This window comes from Arthrobacter sp. NPDC093128 (genome assembly GCF_040683875.1).
Lineage (GTDB): Bacteria > Actinomycetota > Actinomycetes > Actinomycetales > Micrococcaceae > Arthrobacter.
Window position 1 is genome coordinate 79,485 of the sequence record NZ_JBFBEY010000008.1, and the last position, 18,788, is coordinate 98,272.

Sequence of the window (18,788 nt, forward strand, 5' to 3'; positions counted from 1 at the left end):
CTTCAGGCTGCCCGGACGAGCGGGAGCTCGTCCCAGTTGGTGGTGTACCGCGGCGAGAGCATGCTGCGTTCCATGGACCAGTCGGGTCCGCCCCGGATGCCGGCATGGCCCAGGCCCACGGAACCCCGTCCGTACTTGCGGCTGATGTCCTCCAGTAAGGTTCCGATGCCGCGTTCCTCATGCGGGTTCGCGAATACCGGCAGCGGCGCCTGCCGTCCGCTGGGGCGGAGGTCGGTGACCATGATGCCGGCGCGGACGTACCTGATGCCTTCCTGGATCCGGGGGAGCAGCGCATGCGAAGCCTTCGTCAGCAGCACCGGATCCGCGGTGGGCAGGGGCAGCGTCACGGTGACAGTCGGATATGACGTATCCAGCGGGTTGTAATGCGAGGTGCCGGCGAACGCATTGAGGACCTTGGCCTGGAGCCCGTGTTTGGCCAGGCGGGCGCTCGCCTGCTGCGCATATACGCTCATGACCTGGCGCAGGTCCGCCGCGGTGGTGATGGGCGTTGAGAAGGACCGGCTGAAGATGAGCTGGTCACGTCCGATGCGCTCTTCTTCCATGGGGATGCAGGGAATGCCCTGGAGTTCCAGGACCGTGCGCATCAGCACCACGGAGAAGCGCTCCCGGATCCGCACCGGATCGGCGTTTGCAAGGTCGAGGATGGAATGGATACCCAGGCCGTTCAGGCGTTTGGTGAGCCTGCCGGCCACACCCCAGAGTTCTATGACGGAGAGCCGGCGCATCAGCGCTTCGCGGGCCTGGGCAGGCATGGCATCCCAGTGGCACACGCCGTTAAGGCCGGGGTTGTTCTTCGCCCATTTGTTGGCCAGCTTCGCGAGGGTCTTGGTATTGGCAATCCCCACGCAGACCGGGACCCCGACGTTGCGGCGGACAGCCGCCTTGATGGTGTGGCCAAGCCGCAGGAGCTCGTCCGGGCTGCCTTTGACGCCCAGGAAGGCTTCGTCGATGCTGTAGACCTCCAGCCAGGCCGAGTACCTGCCCAGGAGCTCCATGACACGTGAGCTGATGTCGCCGTAGAGCTCGTAGTTGCTGGACCTGGCCACCAGCCCCCATTCCTTCACGCGGGGCGCGATCTTGAACCACGGCTCGCCGACGGGGATGCCGAGGGCCTTGGCCTCGGGGGACCTGGTGACCGCGCAGCCGTCGTTGTTGGACAAGACAACCAGGGGGCGGCCTTCCAGCGACGGGTCGAAAGCGCGCTCCGCCGACGCGTAGAAACAGTTGACGTCCACCAGGGCAATCCGCCGGCCCGTGTCCGGTGCGCGCGCGTCAGACATGGTGCAGGCACCGCGTGGCGACGCCCCAGATAACAAGATCCGACAGGTCTGGAACGCGGATGTCCGGATACCGGGGGTTGTCCGCCTGCAGCACTACTCCGGATGCTGTGATCCTCAGCCGCTTGATGGTCAGCTCGCCGTCCAGGACGGCGATGACCACCGATCCGTCTTTCGGGTCCAGGGCGCGGTTGACGATGAGTTCGTCGCCGTCGCTGATCCCGGCACCCTCCATCGAGTCCCCGGACACCCGCACGACGTAGGTGCTGGTGATGTCCTTGATGAGGTGTTCGTTGAGGTCGATCCGGCCGTCAAAGTAGTCCTGCGCCGGCGAAGGGTAGCCAGCCGCGACTCGTACCGGGGAGATCAGCACCGACAACAGGGAAGTGCCCGCATCTATCACGCGGGGACCGATAACTATGCCCACAACACACCTTTATTCGAATATATGTTCGATAACTTCAGTGTAGACCCTGGCCCGGACATTGCAGATTTCTTTGGGGAATTGCGTCTGATGCAGGAACGGAGGCTGGCCATGGCGGGCCTCGATAGCGGAAGGCCCGAGGGGCCGATCCGGCGCAGCGTTGGGGGTCTCCGCCACTGGAGTCCCGCATACGCCCTCGATGTGCCTGTAGATTGTCCGTCTAATATGAGCAGACGCGGGCCGGCTGCCCGGATCATCACAGGGGAAAGCATGGCACCGGGAAGTTCATGGGGGACAATTCGCAGCCCCGAGCCGCGGCTGGAGCAGGTTCTGCTCCCATATAAGCATGAGTTCGAGGTGGCGGTCCCGGAAGGCGTCGCAGTACACGGTTACGTGCTCAGTTACGAGATCTGGAATGCGTTCGTCCGGGTGAACATCGCTCTGATCGACACGCCGTTGGGCAGTATCCATGACAGGCCTGCCCTCCGCCTGGCCGACGGGTCGGACGCCCGTCTGGTCCAAGGCAACGGCGGCGGCGGGGAACGTTTCAGCGCTTTATCAGCGTCGTTCGCCAGGCCGGCACCGCAGACCGTGACGCTCGGGCTCGGGGGAGGAATGCTTGGAAAGCCTGACGGGAAGGTGTCCTTCACCCCTGTCATGGAGCTCGAGATCCCCTGAGGCGGCGCGGCCGGCAATTCGTCCCGGGTGACTCTTCGGACGTGACGCGCTCAGTCCCGTGCAGTTGCCCGCGCGGTGCCGGATCGGCTCGAATCCGGTCCCTTGGACAGAGGCTGGGCCCTTGAACCGAGCTAGGTCGCTCGGGCTGACAGCAGCAAGAACAACGGCGCACGCCTTCTGCGCGTCAGCTCGGCTTCGTCTCCGCCGAATCGGCTAGGTTCCGGTTCGCATTCGCGCAGGGCTGTCAGAGTAAAGCCCGCACCAATAAGCGCGCCAACATACTGTTCGATAGTCCTATGGAACCAAGTCACGGTGTCGCCCATCCACAAGCGCTCCCGTGCTCCACCTACAAAGTAGTCATCAACCGTCCAGCTTCCGCGCGGCCTACCCGGAGATGATTGCACGTCCGATGAGGTGATCACGGGGTGAAGGACCGAGAAACACATCCTCCCGCCGGGGCGCAGCGCGGCGTGACAGGACCGCAGAATAGCCTCCAGGTCCTCAAGGTAGTGCAACGCCATCCGCGAGACAACGAGGTCAACGCTCCCGTCGCGAAGCGACAGCTCCTCCATATTCTGAAGGGCCACCGTCCCCCGAGCGTCCTGGAGCGTCTCCTCCGCCCGGGAAACCATCTCCCGGGAACCATCAACACCCAGATAGCTGGCACTTCCCTGCTGCAGGAGCATCGCACCCAGGGCGGCGTCCCCACAACCAAGGTCAAGGACGTCTAGCCCTGCTACGTCTCCTAGCTCAGCAAGCAGCGCCGGCTCTTCCATCACGAAGTTCGGGCTGGACACCCCGCCATGGCGGTGAACCCCATACCGCTCGGCCACGCCAGGCCGGTCATAGAACAGGGCCCCACTCTCAGATCCGGAGTGAGTTGCTGGAGATGCCTGGCCATTTTCCGACATTGAGTGAGTCACCCTCACAGTCCACCACGGGCTCAGGTCTCCTAGTCCCAACTCGGTGGAAACCTACTTGGAGGTCCACCATTACACCCCACCAGGTTGCCGCACGCTGTCGGGTTCCTTTCACGGGCAACACCACCCATCAGCCGGACGCGGTGCAAACTCCTTTGCGTCGGACATGGCACTGCTAGCGTTTGGTGCCATGATCGTATGGCTCAACGGCACCCACGGTGCAGGTAAAACGACAACGAGCGCCATTGTGCAGCAACTGATTCCCGATTCGAGAGTGTTCGACGCCGAGAAGGTTGGTGAAACGCTCATGGATATCTCTCCCGGCCTGCCCGCAACGGATAACTTCCAGCACTGGCCGCCATGGCGACCCCTCGTTGTCGAGACCGCAAAACGTGTACTTGACTACACTGGCGGCACGCTGGTGATGCCCATGACCGTTTTGGTAGAAGAGTATTGGCGCGAAATAAGCGACGGCCTGGCTCAACATGCCATTCCAGTACGGCACTTCGTGATCCACGCCGACCAGGACACTCTCTACGCCCGGATAGCTGGGGACCACGACACCCCTTCCCCCTTCCGGCTGAACTATCTGGAACCGTATGCCCAAGCTGCCCGAACATGGCTCCACGCTGAAGCTGAGGTTATCGACACCACCCACCTCACGCCCTACCAGTCAGCGCGGGAGATCGCCGAAGCCCCGGGGAACTAAGCAGCGGGCCACGGCAATCGGCCGAGCCCGGAGTGCGGGGCGAAGGACTGCTTGGGCTGCCGGCTTGATCATGTCCTGTTCCGCCGGACCCGGGAGTGTTTCACTGGAAGATACGACGGCGGCCACAGCGGCCTTTCGCCGCAGCTGGAGGGACCCGAATGCGCAAGATCATCCTGATGATGTCGGTCTCCTTGGACGGATTCTTCGAGACGCCCGACCGGGACATCAACTGGCACCTGGTGGATGACGAACTCCTCCGCCACTTGAACGAGCAGTTCCGGACGATGGGAGCCTTCATGTTCGGGCGGATCACGCATGAGCTGATGACCGGGCACTGGCCCACTGCCGACCAGGATCCGGACATCTCGGCGCCTATGCTCGAGTTCGCCGGGATCTGGCGCGACATGCCCAAATTCGTGTTCTCGCGGACCGTCACGCAGGCGGGCCGGGACACCACGGTGATTCACGACGTCGTGCCTGAACAGATTGCGGAACTGAAGGCGCAGCCCGGCGGCGACATCGCCCTTAGCGGCGCCAACTTGGCCGCCACCTTCATGCGGCATGGACTGATCGACGAATTCCGAATTCTCGTCCATCCCGTGGTCCTGGGGCAGGGCCGGCCGCTGTTCGAGGCCCCTGACGTCCGGATGGACCTCAGGCTCAAGGGGACGCGGACGTTCGGCAACGGTGTAGTTTTGCTCCACTACTCGAGCGACGGCGCCGGAGGCCCGGCCCGGGCAGGACCGTTTGCCGTATGACTTGCCAAGCCCTCCGCGCTCATGCCTAGGGTGGGGTGATGAGAACCGCGATCGCGGTGCTGACCGCGCCGCTCCTGCTTCTGAACGCGAACGGTGTCGCGGAGGCCTAGGAGGCAAGACCACCGGAGCCCACCACGATCATCAAGTGCGAGGAAGCGGCGTCCGGCGGCACGGCACCGCTGTACGACGGCAAGTCCGCGTCGTACATGTACGACGCGCGTTTCAAACCGGGGCCGGGTCTGACTTCCCAAGAGCTCAGCGACCATACGCCTCAGGGTGTTGCCTGGTGGAAGAACTGGGACGGCACGGGCAATGACCTGCTGCTCGTAACAACCTACGGCAAGGGCAAGGCACACATCGTCGGCCTCGATCCGAAGGCTCAGAACAAGACTGTGGGGACCGTCGACATCGAGCCGAGGAACGGCACGGAGCAACAGACCCACGCCGGTGCCCTCGCGCTGAACGACAAGTGGGTATTCGTCGACGGCCCCAAATCAGGCGACTGGCACACGATCCGCAAGTACAGCCTGACCGATCTCAGGAAGGCGATGACGGCGGGAAGCGGCTCCGTTAAGCCTGACGGCGAAGACCGCAAGGTCTACGGCGCGTCCTTTATGACCATCGACGGCGACCATCTTTACGCGGGCAAGTTCAGCAAGGAAAGCCGTGACTGGATGTACAGCTACACGATTACGGACGACGGAATCCTGACCCTGGACAGGAAGGAAGACGGCAACGGCTTGCGCTGGGAGGTGCCCCAGTGGACCCAGGGCGTGGCAGTCGCCGAGGGACGCTTCCTCTTCAGCACCTCGAGCGGCCGCAAGTACCGCAGCAACCTCTACGTCACGGACAAGGCCGAAACGAACCTCGACAGGGCATCCGTACGTTGCTTCCGCGCGCCCAGCATGGCGGAAGGGATCACCGCCACACCGGATGGCGAGGCGTACCTGCTCTTCGAATCCGGTTCGTACAAGTACAACGCTTTCAGCGGGGATCCTGCGATCAACGTGATCGACGGCGTGCACAGGGCCAAACTCAGCACCTTGACGTCCTTGCCCGGTGGCAAGGTCCGTCTCGGAACCCTGCACTGCGTCGAGCAGGAGGACTTCGTTGGCGATGACGAAATCCAGATCAAGGTCGAGGATCAGAACCTGGGGAAGTCCGTGCAGATCGCCGGAGGCGACACGACGGGCATCGACAAGACCATCCAGTTCACCGGCAAGGTTTCAGTGAAGCTCTATGAAAAGGACGTCGAAGGTGACGACTACCTCGGCCAGCAGGTCCTCGAACCCGGCAGCCAAGCCGGGATTATGGAGTTCGCGAAAGACGGCGCAAGGTACCGGCTCAGCTACAAGATGACGTGAGCGCTCGGTAGGGTTTCGCCCATGAGTACGCCGGTGAGGGTTCGTCACGCCCGCACGATTCCGCAGCGCTCCGGGTCGCTGATCCGAATCCTCGGGCGCAGGCGTTCTATCGCAAGCACGGGTTCGTGGCGGACGGGACCGTGAACGTGGAGGGCGGCGTGCGGGTGATCCGCATGGTGCGGATCCCCTCCGGGCGTGCCTCGGACTCGAGCTCTCCCTCATAGTCGCGCAGGTTATGGCGATCGGCGGATGAGCGGCAGGCTTAGGATCAGTCGTCGAAGACATGCCAGCAGATCGCGCTCCGCCGTTGTTGATCGTCGAGAACGAGTTCGCGCACGGCGGCAGGGAGGTGCGCCCGCTGCCACTCCCGTTCCCTGGCCCCGGCCCGCGCTGCCTCGTCGGCCGGGACACCTGCACCGGTTGCCCTGATGGCGTACGCAGCAGCACCCAGGTCATGGGCGGCGACGTGAGCCACCGCAACCGCCTGGCCCGCCGACAGGGCGGCGAACTTCGCCGGGTCGGGCATCCCGCGCGCCGCGGCGTTCGCCTGGAAAGCCGCCCGGTGCGCATCACCCATGGGCACCTCACCGCGGATCCAGGCCCGACCGACACCGATGGCGTCGCGTGGCCGGCTGTCACCTGGCTGATGCTCCTCGAACAGATGCAGCACGTGCTCGGCGCATACGAGCGCCCAGTCAGCCAACAGCCGGTGGTGTTCGTCCGTCAGGGTACCCCCGCGGCGGATGGTGATCAGCCGGGGGTCACGCTCTTTCGGGAGGATCGGCACAGTCCCATCCTATGGTGCATCGCCCAACGGAACGGGGGCCCCGAGCGCCAGGTTTTTAGTGGATCACCCGATAGCGCACGTGGGTGACGAGGGCGGTGCCGCTCACTTCCGTCGGCTCCAGCCTGACGTTCGCCACGCCGTCGAGCAGCCGCTCGCCCGCCCCCAGGATCATGGGCGAAGTGTGGAGCCGCAGTTCGTCGATCAGCCCTGCCGAGAGGTATTGCTGGACAGTCTGTGCTCCGCCGGCGATTGCCACGTCTTTGCTGCCAGCGGCTTTCCGCGCCTGGGCCAGCGCCGATTCGATCCCATCGGACACGAAGTTGAACGTGGTGCCGCCCTGCATCTCCAGGGGCTCGCGTGCCTGGTGCGTGAGGACGAACACCGGTGCGTGATAGGGCGGCTCCTCGCCCCACCATCCCCGCCAGTCCGCATCCCACTTCCCGGGTCCGGGCCCTGCGAACATGTTCCGTCCCATGATGTAGGCACCCGCCGCGAGGATGCCTTCGAGGGCGGCGGCGTTGGCCTCGGGTTCTTCGAACTGCCACCTGTGCAGGAGCTCTCCGCCCTCGCCCAGGGGCTCCGCCAGGCTTTGGTTCGGGCCGGCGAGGAATCCGTCGAGGGAGATGGTCAGATCGCACGTGACTCGGCTCATGCGCCCATCATGCCACCACCCGGCGGTCCGGGACCGGCAGAGCGTCCAGTAGTTAACGCGGGGACGGGGACCACCGCGGAAAGCGGGACCGAGGTTATTTTCGTCACGGTTTCTGCGTCCTGCCGGGTTCCGGGTTTCGCTGCCCCCATACTGAGATTGACGCGGTGATTTCCGGCGCCAAACCAGTCAGGAGGAAGAGCATTGAATACTGTGATGACCGTAGTGACAAACGAGTATTTCCCTGCTGCGGCGGTGCTCTTCGGCGTTGTGATTTTTTGGACGGTGGCCCTCTTCGGCGGCCTGTCACTCCTCAGCACCAACCAGCCCCCGATCGCCACGCTCACGTGGCTGCTCTTCGTCTACGCCGCAGCGGTTCTTTCGCCCCTGGCAGGACTGCTGGCCATGGTTGACCTCCTCCGCCGCTGGCTCCGGAACCGCCGTTCCGCCCGTGCCGAGGGGCGCGTGGCCGGAACCGAGTCCGCCTAAGCGAACCCGGAGAAAACGGGTAGCGTCCACTCGCCCGCGGCGGGGTGGAATCTCCTAAAATTGTTATGGGGCCGGCGGCGAAAAAGCCCGCTGAGACCCGGGCTGTCCCCAGTCGCCGTCGGCCCTTCCGACCGGCGCGCTTTTGTCCAGGGCAGGACTCCCGGTGGCGGTTCCCCACGCCCGCGGAATGGCTGCGTTGCAGACAGCGACTGGGGTATTCTGGTTCCGGGTTATGCAGGTAGCCTCCGGATACTTCGCTGAGGACATCCCATGGGCCCAGAATTCCTCGTCACCGGTTCACCCGCGGGATTTCCCGCGGCTTCTGCCCCTTCCGCCGTTCAGGTGATGGCCGCAGCTGCAAGACCTGCCCCGAGGGCCACATGAATGCGGGGCGCGGCCGCCTTGCCGGGATCGCGGAGCGGCGCATCTTCAGGTCCTTTGACTCGTTGCGGTCCGTTCCCACAGATGAGCTCGAAGCCCTGGCGGACCTGCTGAACAATCACTGCAGCACCCCCGGGCCGAACCACGCCGGCGTGGTGAGGCCCGTGGTCATGGCCGAGCTGGCGCGGCGGAGCGGGACCGACTGCCAAAGGCGCCCGCGCCCGGACGGTTCGGAACACTAGCGGGCCTGTCAGCGGCGCCGGGGCCGGAACGCTGGCGACGGCGTCATCCAAGCAGGCCGGCACCCCACAGAGCCTTGCGGAGCAGGGCCTTGAGCTGGGCCGACTCCTCGGCGGGCAGGCCGTCGAGCACTTCCGCTTCAGCCCTGCGGGCAGCCTCGCCGGCCTGCTCGAGCAGCTTTCCTCCCTTGGCGGTGGCCGTTACGGTCTTGGCGCGGCGGTCCTGCTTCCCGGGCGCCCTCACCACGAGCCCGCGCTTCTCCAACTCATCGACCAGGGCCACAATCTGACTGGGATCCAGGCTGAGGAAGTCCGCCATTTCGCGCTGCGTCGGCTCCAGTCCGCTGTTTGCCAGGATCAGGACCGAGTAGGAACGTTCTTTGAGGTCGAACTCGGCCAATGCCCTGTTGTTCACCACGGACCCCGTGGCATGCAGCTTGGCCAGCAGGAAGCCCAAGTCCTGGCTGATGGACGCGGCCACAAGCTTGTGCGCCTGTTCGGTCCGCTGACCGCCCTGTGTCTCGATCGTCATGGCCAACTCCAATGATCCTCAAAATAAATCGTTGACATTTTCAACTATCCATATTTTCATGGATACAGAACAGCATCCCACGCCGACGGCCAGGATGCACAAGGTCAGCTAGCAAAGGAGCAGCCATGAGCCTGTCAGGCAAAGTAGCAATCGTCACCGGAAGCGGTCGGGGCCTGGGCCTCGCCTACGCCCGGGAACTCGCCCGCCAGGGTGCCGCCGTCGTCATCAACGACGTCGACGCCGAGGTGGCTGCGGAAGCAGTCCGGACCATCGAAGCCGACGGCGGGAAGGCCGCCGCCGTCGTCGCTCCGGTCGGAAATACGGAGGTTGCCAAACAACTGGTGCAGGTAGCCGTCACAGAGTTCGGCCGCCTGGACATCCTGGTCACCAACGCCGGCATCCTGCGGGACAAGAGCCTGCTGAAGATGACCGACGAGGACTTCGACGCCGTCATCAACGTCCACCTCCGCGGCACCTTCACGTGCGTCCGGGAAGCGTTCGCCTACTTCAAGGAGAACGGCATCGCCGGCCGGATCATCACCATCGGCTCGCCCACCGGGCAGCGCGGCAACTTCGGCCAGACCAACTACGCCGCGGCCAAGGCCGGCATCGTGGGCATGGTCCGCACCTGGGCGCTGGAAATGAAGAAGGCCGGCGTGACCGCCAACGTCGTCATCCCGGTGGCCGCCACGGCCATGACCAAGACCGTCCCCTACTTCCAAAAAGCCGTGGAAGCAGACGAGCGCGGCGAGGCCATGCCGGCTTTCTTCCGCCACGGGCTCGGTTTCGGAACGGCCGACGACGTCTCCGGACTGGTGGCCTTCCTCGCCTCCGATGACGCGGCCGGCATCACGGGCCAGGCCATCGGCGCCGGCGGCGACCGGCTGCAGCTGTGGACCCACCCCGAGGCGGCGGCCACCGAATACCGCGAGGGTGGCTGGCGCTATGAGGACCTCGTAGAGAACTTCGGCCCGCTCTTCGGTGGCAAGCTGCAGTCCGTGGGCGAGGAATTCCTTCCGCTGCCCGAGGAACTGCAGCCGGAAGCACGTCCTGCGCAGAACCAGCCACAGCCTGCGAAGGTCGGCTAGCAATGGCTGCTGCCCGCTACGAGCTCGGCATTGACGCCTCGAAGCTCGACGCGATCGACATGCACGTCCACCTCGAAGTGGACGGCCACGGCCACGAGTCCTTGCCGCCGGCCCTCACCGAGGCTTCCGCCAAGTACTTCAAGTCCGAGGACCGCACCCCGTCGCTGGACCGCATTGCCGAGGTGTACCGCGAACTGAACATGGCCGCCGTCGTGTTCACCGTGGACGCCCGCACGCAGCTGAAGCACGAGCCCAACAGCATCGAGGACCTGATCGCCGGCGCGGCCCGGAACAATGACGTGCTGATCCCGTTCGGCAGCGTCGATCCGCGCACCGGCGCCGAAGCCATCCAGGGGGCCAAACGCCAGGCCATCGACCTGGGCGCCCGCGGCTTCAAGTTCCACCCCAGCCTGCAGGGCTTCGACCCCTCCGATGAACAGTTCTATCCGCTGTGGGAGACGCTTCAGGAACTGGGCCTGCCGGCCATCTTCCACACCGGGCAGAACGGCATGGGCGCCGGGCTGCCCGGCGGCTACGGCATCAAGCTGGCCTACTCCAACCCGCTCCTGCTTGATGCCGTGGCCGCGGACTTCCCGGAGCTGCAGATCATCATGGCGCACCCCTCCGTGCCGTGGCAGGACGAGGCCAACTCCATCGCCACGCACAAGGCCAACGTGTTCATCGACCTCTCCGGCTGGTCGCCCAAATACTTCCCGGAGTCCCTGGTGCGGATGTCCAATTCCGTGCTGCAGGACAAGGTCCTGTTCGGCACGGACTTTCCGCTCATCACGCCGCAGAAATGGCTGGCCGCCTTCGCGGACCTTCCGCTCAAGGACGAGGTCCGGCCGAAAATTCTCAAGCACAACGCCGTGCGCCTGCTCGGACTGGACGGCTGAGATGAGTACCGCCACAGCCGAGCAGACCCCTACTGCCGAAACGACCCGGCTTTACGGCGTCTGCGACTATTACGACGCCGAGTCCCTCCTCACCGAGGCGGAACGCCGCGTACTGGGACGGCTGCGGAGCTTCCTGGACCGGGAAGCGCAGCCCCTGCTTGCCGAGTACTGGGAGCGGGGCGAGTTTCCGCAGCAGCTCGCGCAGCCGCTGATCGACCTGGACCTGATAGAGCCCGCTGACCTCACAGGGGCGGGTCCGGACCGCGGGGCGGCCAGCGGCATCTACCAGGGCTTCCGGATTTTCGAGCTGGCCCGCACCGACGCGTCGCTGGCCACCTGGTACACCGCGCAGGCCGGGCTGTTCCGGACAGCCATCCGCGTGGGCGCTACGGCGGAGCAGCAGGCCGAATGGATGCCGAAGGTCATCGACTTCTCGCTCAAAGGCGTCTTCTCGCTCACCGAACCTGACTCCGGTTCGGACATCGCCGGCGGACTCTCCACCAGCGCCCGCCGCGAGGGGGACTCCTGGGTCCTGGACGGCGCCAAGCGCTGGATCGGGGGAGCCGCCACGGCCGACGTGCTCGCGGTTTTCGCCCGCGACGTGGCCGACGGGCAGGTCAAGGCCTTCCTCGTTGACCGGCAGGCGGAAGGCGTGACGCTGGAGAAAATCCACGGCAAGACAGCACTGAGGATGATGCAGAACGCCCACATCACCCTCGACCGCGTCCGTGTTCCCGAGTCCTGGCGCCTGCACAACGTGAACTCCTTCAAGGACGTGGCCGCGATGCTCGGGGCCATGCGTTCGGACGTCGCCTGGATCGCCACCGGCATCCAGGCCGGCGCGTTCGAAGCCGCCCTGCGGTACGTCACGGAACGCCGGCAGTTCGGCCGCCCGCTGGGATCCTTCCAGCTGGTCCAGGAAAAACTCGCCCGGATGCTCGGCAACGTCACGGCCTCCCTGTCCCTGGTGGTCCGGCTCACCGAACAGCAAGCCAAGGGCATCTACCGCGACCAGGACTCCGCCCTGGCAAAAATGCAGACATCCCTGCTGATGCGCGAAACCGTGGCCCTGGCGCGCGAAGTGGTGGGCGGCAACGGCATCACCCTCGAAGCCGGCGTCGCCAGGTTCCACGCCGACGCCGAAGCCGTCTACTCCTATGAGGGCACCCACGAAATCAACGCGCTCATCGTGGGCCGCGCCCTCACCGGCGAAAGCGCCTTCGCCCGCTGACGCAGCACTGACCGACACCGAACCACAACTGAACCACGACGGCGGCAGCACCGCACCGCCGTCGTACTTCCGCAACTCCAAAAACCCACAACAGGAGGCAAAGATGCCCAATCTCGTCGTCGACTTCGACAAACTGCTCACGCTCGCCGGAACCGACCTCGGCGTGACCGAATACCGCGAAATCACCCAGGAACAGATCAACAAATTCGCCGACGCCACCGGCGATGACCAGTGGATCCACGTGGACCCCGAACGCGCCAAGGACGGCCCGTTCGGCGCCCCGATCGCCCACGGCTTTCTCACGCTCTCGCTCATTATCCCGTTCTGGGGCGAGCTGTTCGACGTGGACGGCGTCACCACCAAGGTGAACTACGGCCTGGACAAGGTCCGTTTCACCTCGCCGGTGAAGGTGGGCTCGCGGATCCGCATGCAGGCCACCATCGCCGAAGTCACCGAGGTCAAGGGCGGCGCCCAGATCAAGGTGGCCAACACCATCCAGATTGAAGGCCAGGAACGTCCCGCCGTCGTGGCCGAATTCCTGGCCCGCTTCTACAAGTAGACAGCTTCTACAAAGTAGCCCGCTTCAAAAGGTCCACCGCTCCCGCAAGCAACCAATCCCGTTTTGTCCCTCTGTCCTAAGGAACAGCCATGTCCGGACTCACTCAGCTCCAAGCCATGGGTACTGCCGAACGCCGCAAGGAAGCGCGTACGGTCATCGCCTCCAGCTATCTGGGCAGCACCATCGAGTACTACGACTTCCTCCTCTACGCCACGGCCGCCGCGGTGGTCTTCCCCAAGGTCTTCTTCTCCGGAATGGACGACTGGGTAGGCGTGGTGGCCGCCTACGGCACCTTCGCCGCCGGCTACGTGGCACGCCCGCTCGGCGGCATCATCTTCGGCCACTTCGGTGACAGGCTGGGCCGCAAGGGAATGCTCATCGTGTCCATGCTGGTCATGGGCGTGGCCTCCACCCTGATCGGCCTGGTACCCGGTGCATCCGTGGCAGGTCCGTGGGGCGCCGTGATGCTGGTAATCCTCCGCGTCTTCCAAGGCATCGCCGTTGGCGGCGAATGGGGCGGAGCCGCCCTGATGGCGCTGGAACACTCGGAGTCCGGACGGCGGGGCTTTGCGGCGTCGTTCGTAAACGCCGGTGCGCCGACGGGTGCCGTGCTGGGCACGTTCATCATGGGCGCGTTCTCTTCATTGCCGAACGACCAGTTCCTCGCCTGGGGCTGGCGCGTGCCGTTCCTCCTCTCCTTCGTGCTGCTGGGCGTGGGCATGTTTGTCCGCCTGAAGGTCTCCGAGAGCCCCATCTTCAAGGCCGCGCTGGAACAGGAGAAGCGGGAGCAGGCCGAAGGCTCGCCGGCGACCGGCGGCGCCGCGCCGGCCCGCCGTGAAATTCCCCTCCTCCAGGTGCTCCGCCGCCCCAAGACGCTGGTCTTCACCATGCTGGCCGGAGCCGCGGGGTTCGCCCTGCAGGTGGTGCTGGCAACGTTCGCGGTGACGTTCGCCGTCTCCAAGGGCGCCGACCGCCAGGGCGTGCTCTACGCCTACGCCGCCGCCTCCCTGGTCTCAATCGTCTTTGTGGTCCTGGGCGGCAGGCTCTCGGACAAGCTGGGCCGGCGGCCGGTGATGGTGGGCGGGCTCGTGCTGTTCATCGCCTACCTCGTGCCGATGTTCCAGCTGCTGTCCTCCAACAACATCATGCTGATCTTCGTGGCGTTCGCCGTGGGCCTGATGATCCACTCCACGCTGTTCGGCCCCCTGGCGGCCTTCGTCTCCGAACAGTTCGGCACCACGTCCCGCTACACGGGCGCCTCGCTGGGCTACCAGCTGGCAACGCTGCTCGGTGCAGGGTTCACGCCCGGCATCGTGGCGCAGATATTCAAGGATTCCGGCCAGAACACCGGTTCCGTGGTCTGGTACCTGGCCATCATGTCGGTGGTCTCGATCGTCTTCATCCTGCTGACGCGGGAACCCAAGAACAACGATCTCGAGACTGTCCGGCCCTGATCCGGCCGCCAAGGACTACCGTCTAATTAGAAAGGATTTGCCGTGGAAAATTTTGGCATCGGCTCGTGGCTGCAACGGCGCCGCCCGAAGTCGGGCAACAAGACAGCAATCATCGCCGGAAACCGGGAGCTCAGCTACGAGCAACTGGCCGAACGCTCCATCCGGCTCGCCAACGCCTTCCGGGACCGCGGCGTGGGCCGCGGGGACCGGGTGGCCTACCTCGGGGAGAACGATCCGTCCTTCCTGGAGACACTCTTCGCCTGCGGCATCCTCGGCGCCATCTTCGTCCCGCTCAATACGCGGCTGGCCCCGCCCGAAATCCAGTTCCAGCTGCAGGACTGCGGGGCCGTCCTGCTGGTCCACGCGGACAGCCTGTCGGAACTGGCGGTCCGCGGCGGTGCAGCGACCGCAGTGCGCCGGCGGATCGCCGTCGACCGTTCCCCCGGTGCCGTCCCAGCGGAAAGTGAAACGGAAGGCGCGACGGCGGCCGAGGACTATGAGGCCGTCGTCGCGTCCGGCGCGGAGGTAGCCCCGGACGAGCCGGTGGGCCTGGACGACGGGGCCATGATCCTCTACACCTCGGGAACCACCGGGCAGCCCAAGGGCGCCCTGCTGACCCACGGAAACATCACCTGGAACTGTATCAACGTGATTGTCGATTTCGACTTCGCCTCCACGGACGTTGCCCTGATGATCTCCCCGATGTTCCACGTGGCGTCCCTGGACATGGGCGTCCTGCCTACGTTGCTGAAGGGCGGCACCGTGGTCCTGGAGTCCAAATTCGATCCCCTCCGGACCTTGCAGCTCATCGAACGGCACCGGGCGACGACCATCAGCGGGGTGCCCACCACCTACCAGATGCTCTGCGAACATCCCGCCTGGGACGCCACGGACCTCAGCTCCCTGAATAAGCTGACCTGTGGCGGGTCTGCCGTGCCGTTGCGCGTCCTGGATGCCTACGAGAAGCGCGGGCTGCGGTTCTCGAACGGCTACGGGATGACTGAGACGGCACCGGGCGCCACAACGCTGCCGGCGGCACGGTCCCGGGACAAGGCCGGATCGTCCGGACTGCCGCACTTCTTCACGGACGTCCGGATAGCCGACCCGGCTGATCCGGATGCACGCTCCGCGGAACCGGGTACGGTGGGCGAGATCCAGATCAAGGGCCCCAACGTCATCCACGAATACTGGAACCGGCCCGACTCGACCGCCGACTCCTGCACCGGGGACGGCTGGTTCAAGTCCGGCGACATGGGCTACAAGGATGACGGCGGCTTCGTGTTCATCTCGGACCGGCTTAAGGACATGATCATCTCCGGCGGCGAGAACATCTATCCGGCCGAGGTGGAGCAGGCCATCACGGAGCTCGACGCCGTCGGCAGTGTGGCGGTGATCGGTGTGCCAGACGAAAAATGGGGCGAAGTGCCGCGGGCCGTGGTGCTCCTGCGGGACGGTGCACAGCTGAGCGAAGAGCAGCTGCGGGCACACCTGGACGGCCGCCTGGCCCGCTACAAGATTCCCAAGTCGGTGGTGTTCGTGGACGAGATGCCCCGGACGGCGAGCGGCAAGATCCGGAAAGCGGACCTGAGGAAGCTCACGCCTGCGAACGGACAGCTGCAGTAGCGCGAACGGGCACTTGCGGCCCCGGGGGCGGGCGCGAACGGGCACTTGCGGCCCTGTCCCCGGACCGGGAATAATCTTCGTAGCTAGAGACTTGAGTCAATTGCACTCAACTTTACCTACGGAGGGTACATGCCAACGTTTTTTGGACCTGCCGGTACCGGCAGCGGTTCGTTTGACGAGTTCCTTGCGCGCTACCTGCAGGGCCAGCGCGCGGCCCGGTCCGGGCGCCCCACGGACATCACCCGGCTGCTGAGCCGCCGCACCCACGAAGTGCTCTCGCTCGCCGGCCAGTTCGCCGTGGACCTCGGACACGGCGATGTCGACGCCCTGCACATCCTGCGGACGATGGCCGGAGCGGAGCCGGCCACCAGCTATGTGCGTCGCACCGGGGCCGACCCCGCGGCAGTGGCCAAGGCGGCTGAAGAACGCCTGCCGGAGAAGTCCGGCCGGGCGGCGACAACCGCTCCTGCGCTGACGCCGTCCGCGCAGCGCGCCCTGCTCGATGCCTATCAGGTGGCCCGGGCGTTCGGGTCAACCTACATCGACCCGGAGCACCTGTTCTTCGCCCTGGTGCTCAATCAGGACGCCCCCGCCGGGCAGGTGCTCGCCGCGGCCGGCGTCACGCCGGAGTCCTTCCAGGCCGGGGCACGCGAGGTTGCCGGCACCGAGCCGTCCGGAGCCGGCACCCCGGACGCTGCGGCATCGGCAAGCGATCCCGGCGCCGCTTCGGAGACGCCGACGCTGGACACCTACGGGACTGACCTGACGGCCCTCGCGCGCTCAGGCGGCCTTGACCCGGTCATCGGGCGCTCCGATGAAACAGCCCAGACCATCGAGGTCCTCGCCCGGCGCACCAAGAACAATCCGGTGCTGATCGGCGAAGCGGGCGTGGGCAAGACGGCCATCGTCGAAGGCCTGGCCCAGGCAATTGCCGCCGACACCGTGCCCGAACAGCTCCAGAACAAGCGGGTCATTTCGCTGGACCTTCCGGCGATGCTCGCAGGGACCCGATACCGGGGCGACTTTGAAGAGCGGCTGACCAAGGCGATGGACGAAGTCACCGCGAACCCGGGTCAGTTCATCCTGTTCATCGACGAGCTGCACACCGTCATCGGTGCAGGCGGCGCAGGCGAGGGCGGCATGGATGCGGGCAACATCCTGAAACCGCGGCTGGCCCGCGGCGAACTCCATGTAGTGGGAGCCACCACGCTGAACGAATACCGCAAGGTGGAGAAGGACCCCGCGTTCGAGCGCCGCTTCCAACCCGTGCAGGTAGGGGAGCCTTCCATCGAAGATGCCGTGCAGATCCTTTCCGGGCTGCGCGAGCGGTATGAAGAACACCACGGTGTCCGCTACACCGACGAGGCGGTCAGGGCCGCCGTCGAACTATCCGCCCGCTACGTGACGGACCGGTTCCTACCCGACAAGGCGATCGACCTTATCGACCAGGCCGGTGCCAGGCTGAGCCTCAAGCTCGGGTCCCGCCAGGACGCTGCCGGCCTCCGCGAGCGGCTGGACGCGCTCGAGGAATCGAAGAACGCCGCCGTGGCTGCGGAGGACTTCGAAGCGGCCTCCCGGTTCCGGGACGAAGCGAAAGCCCTGAAGGAGAAGCTCGACGGCGGCGCGGCCGGCCAGGAAGCCCCCGGCGGCGAGTCCGGCGTCGTGGGTGAAGCGGAGATCGCCGAGATCATCTCCCGTGCTACGGGCATCCCGGCGAGCCGGATCACCGAGGGTGACCGGGAACGCCTGGCCAGGCTGGAAGAAGACCTGCACCAGCGGGTGGTGGGCCAGGAGGACGCCGTGAGCCTGATTGCGAAGTCCGTTCGCCGCAACCGCACGGGCATGGGCGCCGCCGGCAGGCCGATCGGGAGCTTCCTCTTCCTGGGCCCCACCGGAGTGGGCAAGACCGAACTCGCCAAAGCGCTGGCGGGCTCGCTCTTCGGCAGCGAGGACACCATGATCCGCTTCGACATGAGCGAGTTCGGTGAACGGCACACCGTGAGCCGGCTGGTTGGTGCCCCTCCGGGGTACGTGGGTTACGACGAAGCCGGGCAGCTGACCGAGCGGGTGCGGCGCAATCCGTACTCGATCGTGCTGCTCGACGAGATCGAGAAGGCCCACCCGGACGTGTTCAACCTCCTGCTGCAGGTTCTCGACGACGGGCGCCTGACGGACGGGCACGGACGCACCGTGGACTTCCGCAACACGGTGGTCATCATGACCTCGAACCTGGGGTCGGAGTTCCTGGCAAGCAAGGCAGGACCCACCGGGTTCACAGCCGCGGGGGAGGGAAGTGCGTTCGGCTCGGAGAAGGCCCTGCGCGACCGCGTGCTGGCGCGGCTGCGTGAATCGATGCGGCCGGAGTTCCTCAACCGCATCGACGAGATCGTGCTGTTCCGCAAGCTCGACCGGGCCCAGCTGCGCCGGATCGTCCGGCTGATGCTGAACGAGACCGAAGCCCGGCTGCGCTCGCAGGGCATCGGCCTGGATGTCAGCGAGGACGCGGTGGACTGGATCGCCGAGCGGGGCTACGAACCCGAATACGGTGCGCGGCCCATGCGGCGCGTGATCCAGCGTGAACTCGACGACCGGATCGCCGACCTGCTGGTGGGCTCCGGCCTGGCGGTCGGGGGACAGGTCACTGTTTCCGCGGACGGGCCGGAGCTGGTGGTAGCTGCGGGCAGCCGGGAGGTTCCGCTGGCCGCCTAG

The 18,788-nt window shown here is 65.7% G+C and carries 19 protein-coding genes; 13 read left to right on the forward strand and 6 right to left on the reverse strand.

What is annotated here, in order from left to right; genetic code table 11:
* Positions 1-2 precede the first annotated feature (2 nt).
* Both AB0N24_RS11240 and umuD read right to left on the reverse strand, forming a co-directional pair.
* Positions 3-1,301 (reverse strand): Y-family DNA polymerase, encoded by a 1,299-nt coding sequence (locus AB0N24_RS11240; RefSeq protein WP_364123795.1) that lies wholly within the window; start codon positions 1,299-1,301, stop codon positions 3-5.
* Positions 1,294-1,725 (reverse strand): translesion error-prone DNA polymerase V autoproteolytic subunit, encoded by a 432-nt coding sequence (gene umuD / locus AB0N24_RS11245; protein ID WP_104174766.1) that lies wholly within the window; start codon positions 1,723-1,725, stop codon positions 1,294-1,296. Before umuD ends, AB0N24_RS11240 begins: the two co-directional genes overlap by 8 nt.
* Positions 1,726-1,992: 267 nt before the next feature.
* On the opposite strand from umuD, the gene AB0N24_RS11250 reads away from it, so the two are divergent.
* On the forward strand, positions 1,993-2,400 hold the full coding sequence (locus tag AB0N24_RS11250; RefSeq protein ID WP_364123797.1) for a hypothetical protein: 408 nt from the start codon (positions 1,993-1,995) through the stop codon (positions 2,398-2,400).
* A 131-nt stretch (positions 2,401-2,531) separates the two neighbouring features.
* On the opposite strand, the gene AB0N24_RS11255 is transcribed toward AB0N24_RS11250, so the two are convergent.
* Positions 2,532-3,197, reverse strand: a complete 666-nt coding sequence (locus AB0N24_RS11255) for a class I SAM-dependent methyltransferase (protein ID WP_364123799.1) — start codon at positions 3,195-3,197, stop codon at positions 2,532-2,534.
* Positions 3,198-3,486: 289 nt separating this feature from the next.
* Here AB0N24_RS11255 and AB0N24_RS11260 point away from each other — a divergent pair, with 289 nt between their 5' ends.
* The 3 genes from AB0N24_RS11260 (at position 3,487) to AB0N24_RS11270 (ending at position 6,151) form a co-directional block, all read left to right on the forward strand.
* Positions 3,487-4,029, forward strand: coding sequence for an ATP-binding protein (locus AB0N24_RS11260; protein WP_364123801.1), 543 nt, complete (start codon positions 3,487-3,489; stop codon positions 4,027-4,029).
* 158 nt (positions 4,030-4,187) lie between these two features.
* Positions 4,188-4,787, forward strand: a complete 600-nt coding sequence (locus tag AB0N24_RS11265; protein ID WP_364123803.1) for a dihydrofolate reductase family protein — start codon at positions 4,188-4,190, stop codon at positions 4,785-4,787.
* Between the two features lie 206 nt (positions 4,788-4,993).
* Positions 4,994-6,151: a hypothetical protein gene (locus tag AB0N24_RS11270; RefSeq protein WP_364123805.1), complete on the forward strand. Its 1,158-nt coding sequence runs from the start codon at positions 4,994-4,996 to the stop codon at positions 6,149-6,151.
* A 268-nt stretch (positions 6,152-6,419) separates the two neighbouring features.
* Here the strand turns inward: AB0N24_RS11270 and AB0N24_RS11275 are convergent, their stop codons facing one another.
* Positions 6,420-6,938 carry a putative immunity protein gene (locus AB0N24_RS11275; protein ID WP_364123807.1) on the reverse strand — a complete coding sequence of 173 codons (519 nt, stop codon included), beginning with the start codon at positions 6,936-6,938 and terminating at the stop codon, positions 6,420-6,422.
* A 55-nt stretch (positions 6,939-6,993) separates the two neighbouring features.
* A complete protein-coding gene (locus AB0N24_RS11280; protein ID WP_364123809.1) occupies positions 6,994-7,590 on the reverse strand; it encodes a dihydrofolate reductase family protein in 597 nt (198 codons plus the stop codon).
* Between the two features lie 213 nt (positions 7,591-7,803).
* Here AB0N24_RS11280 and AB0N24_RS11285 point away from each other — a divergent pair, with 213 nt between their 5' ends.
* Together AB0N24_RS11285 and AB0N24_RS11290 are read left to right on the forward strand one after the other, a co-directional pair.
* Positions 7,804-8,076, forward strand: coding sequence for a hypothetical protein (locus tag AB0N24_RS11285; protein ID WP_251042273.1), 273 nt, complete (start codon positions 7,804-7,806; stop codon positions 8,074-8,076).
* Positions 8,077-8,456: 380 nt separating this feature from the next.
* Positions 8,457-8,699, forward strand: coding sequence for a hypothetical protein (locus AB0N24_RS11290; RefSeq protein ID WP_364123811.1), 243 nt, complete (start codon positions 8,457-8,459; stop codon positions 8,697-8,699).
* A 43-nt stretch (positions 8,700-8,742) separates the two neighbouring features.
* Here AB0N24_RS11290 and AB0N24_RS11295 read toward each other — a convergent pair whose 3' ends face one another.
* Positions 8,743-9,228, reverse strand: a complete 486-nt coding sequence (locus AB0N24_RS11295; protein ID WP_364123813.1) for a MarR family transcriptional regulator — start codon at positions 9,226-9,228, stop codon at positions 8,743-8,745.
* 125 nt (positions 9,229-9,353) lie between these two features.
* Here AB0N24_RS11295 and AB0N24_RS11300 point away from each other — a divergent pair, with 125 nt between their 5' ends.
* The 7 genes from AB0N24_RS11300 (at position 9,354) to AB0N24_RS11330 (ending at position 18,788) form a co-directional block, all read left to right on the forward strand.
* The gene (locus AB0N24_RS11300) at positions 9,354-10,316 is read left to right on the forward strand and encodes an SDR family NAD(P)-dependent oxidoreductase (RefSeq protein ID WP_364123815.1); all 963 of its coding nucleotides are present in this window, start codon (positions 9,354-9,356) and stop codon (positions 10,314-10,316) included.
* A 2-nt stretch (positions 10,317-10,318) separates the two neighbouring features.
* A complete protein-coding gene (locus AB0N24_RS11305) occupies positions 10,319-11,212 on the forward strand; it encodes an amidohydrolase family protein (RefSeq protein ID WP_364123817.1) in 894 nt (297 codons plus the stop codon).
* Position 11,213: 1 nt separating this feature from the next.
* Positions 11,214-12,443, forward strand: a complete 1,230-nt coding sequence (locus tag AB0N24_RS11310) for an acyl-CoA dehydrogenase family protein (protein ID WP_364123819.1) — start codon at positions 11,214-11,216, stop codon at positions 12,441-12,443.
* Between the two features lie 103 nt (positions 12,444-12,546).
* A complete protein-coding gene (locus AB0N24_RS11315) occupies positions 12,547-13,002 on the forward strand; it encodes a MaoC family dehydratase (protein WP_104174745.1) in 456 nt (151 codons plus the stop codon).
* An 89-nt stretch (positions 13,003-13,091) separates the two neighbouring features.
* The gene (locus AB0N24_RS11320) at positions 13,092-14,456 is read left to right on the forward strand and encodes an MFS transporter (RefSeq protein WP_364123821.1); all 1,365 of its coding nucleotides are present in this window, start codon (positions 13,092-13,094) and stop codon (positions 14,454-14,456) included.
* 42 nt (positions 14,457-14,498) lie between these two features.
* Positions 14,499-16,079 carry a long-chain fatty acid--CoA ligase gene (locus AB0N24_RS11325; protein ID WP_364123823.1) on the forward strand — a complete coding sequence of 527 codons (1,581 nt, stop codon included), beginning with the start codon at positions 14,499-14,501 and terminating at the stop codon, positions 16,077-16,079.
* Positions 16,080-16,208: 129 nt separating this feature from the next.
* Positions 16,209-18,788 (forward strand): ATP-dependent Clp protease ATP-binding subunit, encoded by a 2,580-nt coding sequence (locus AB0N24_RS11330; RefSeq protein ID WP_364123825.1) that lies wholly within the window; start codon positions 16,209-16,211, stop codon positions 18,786-18,788.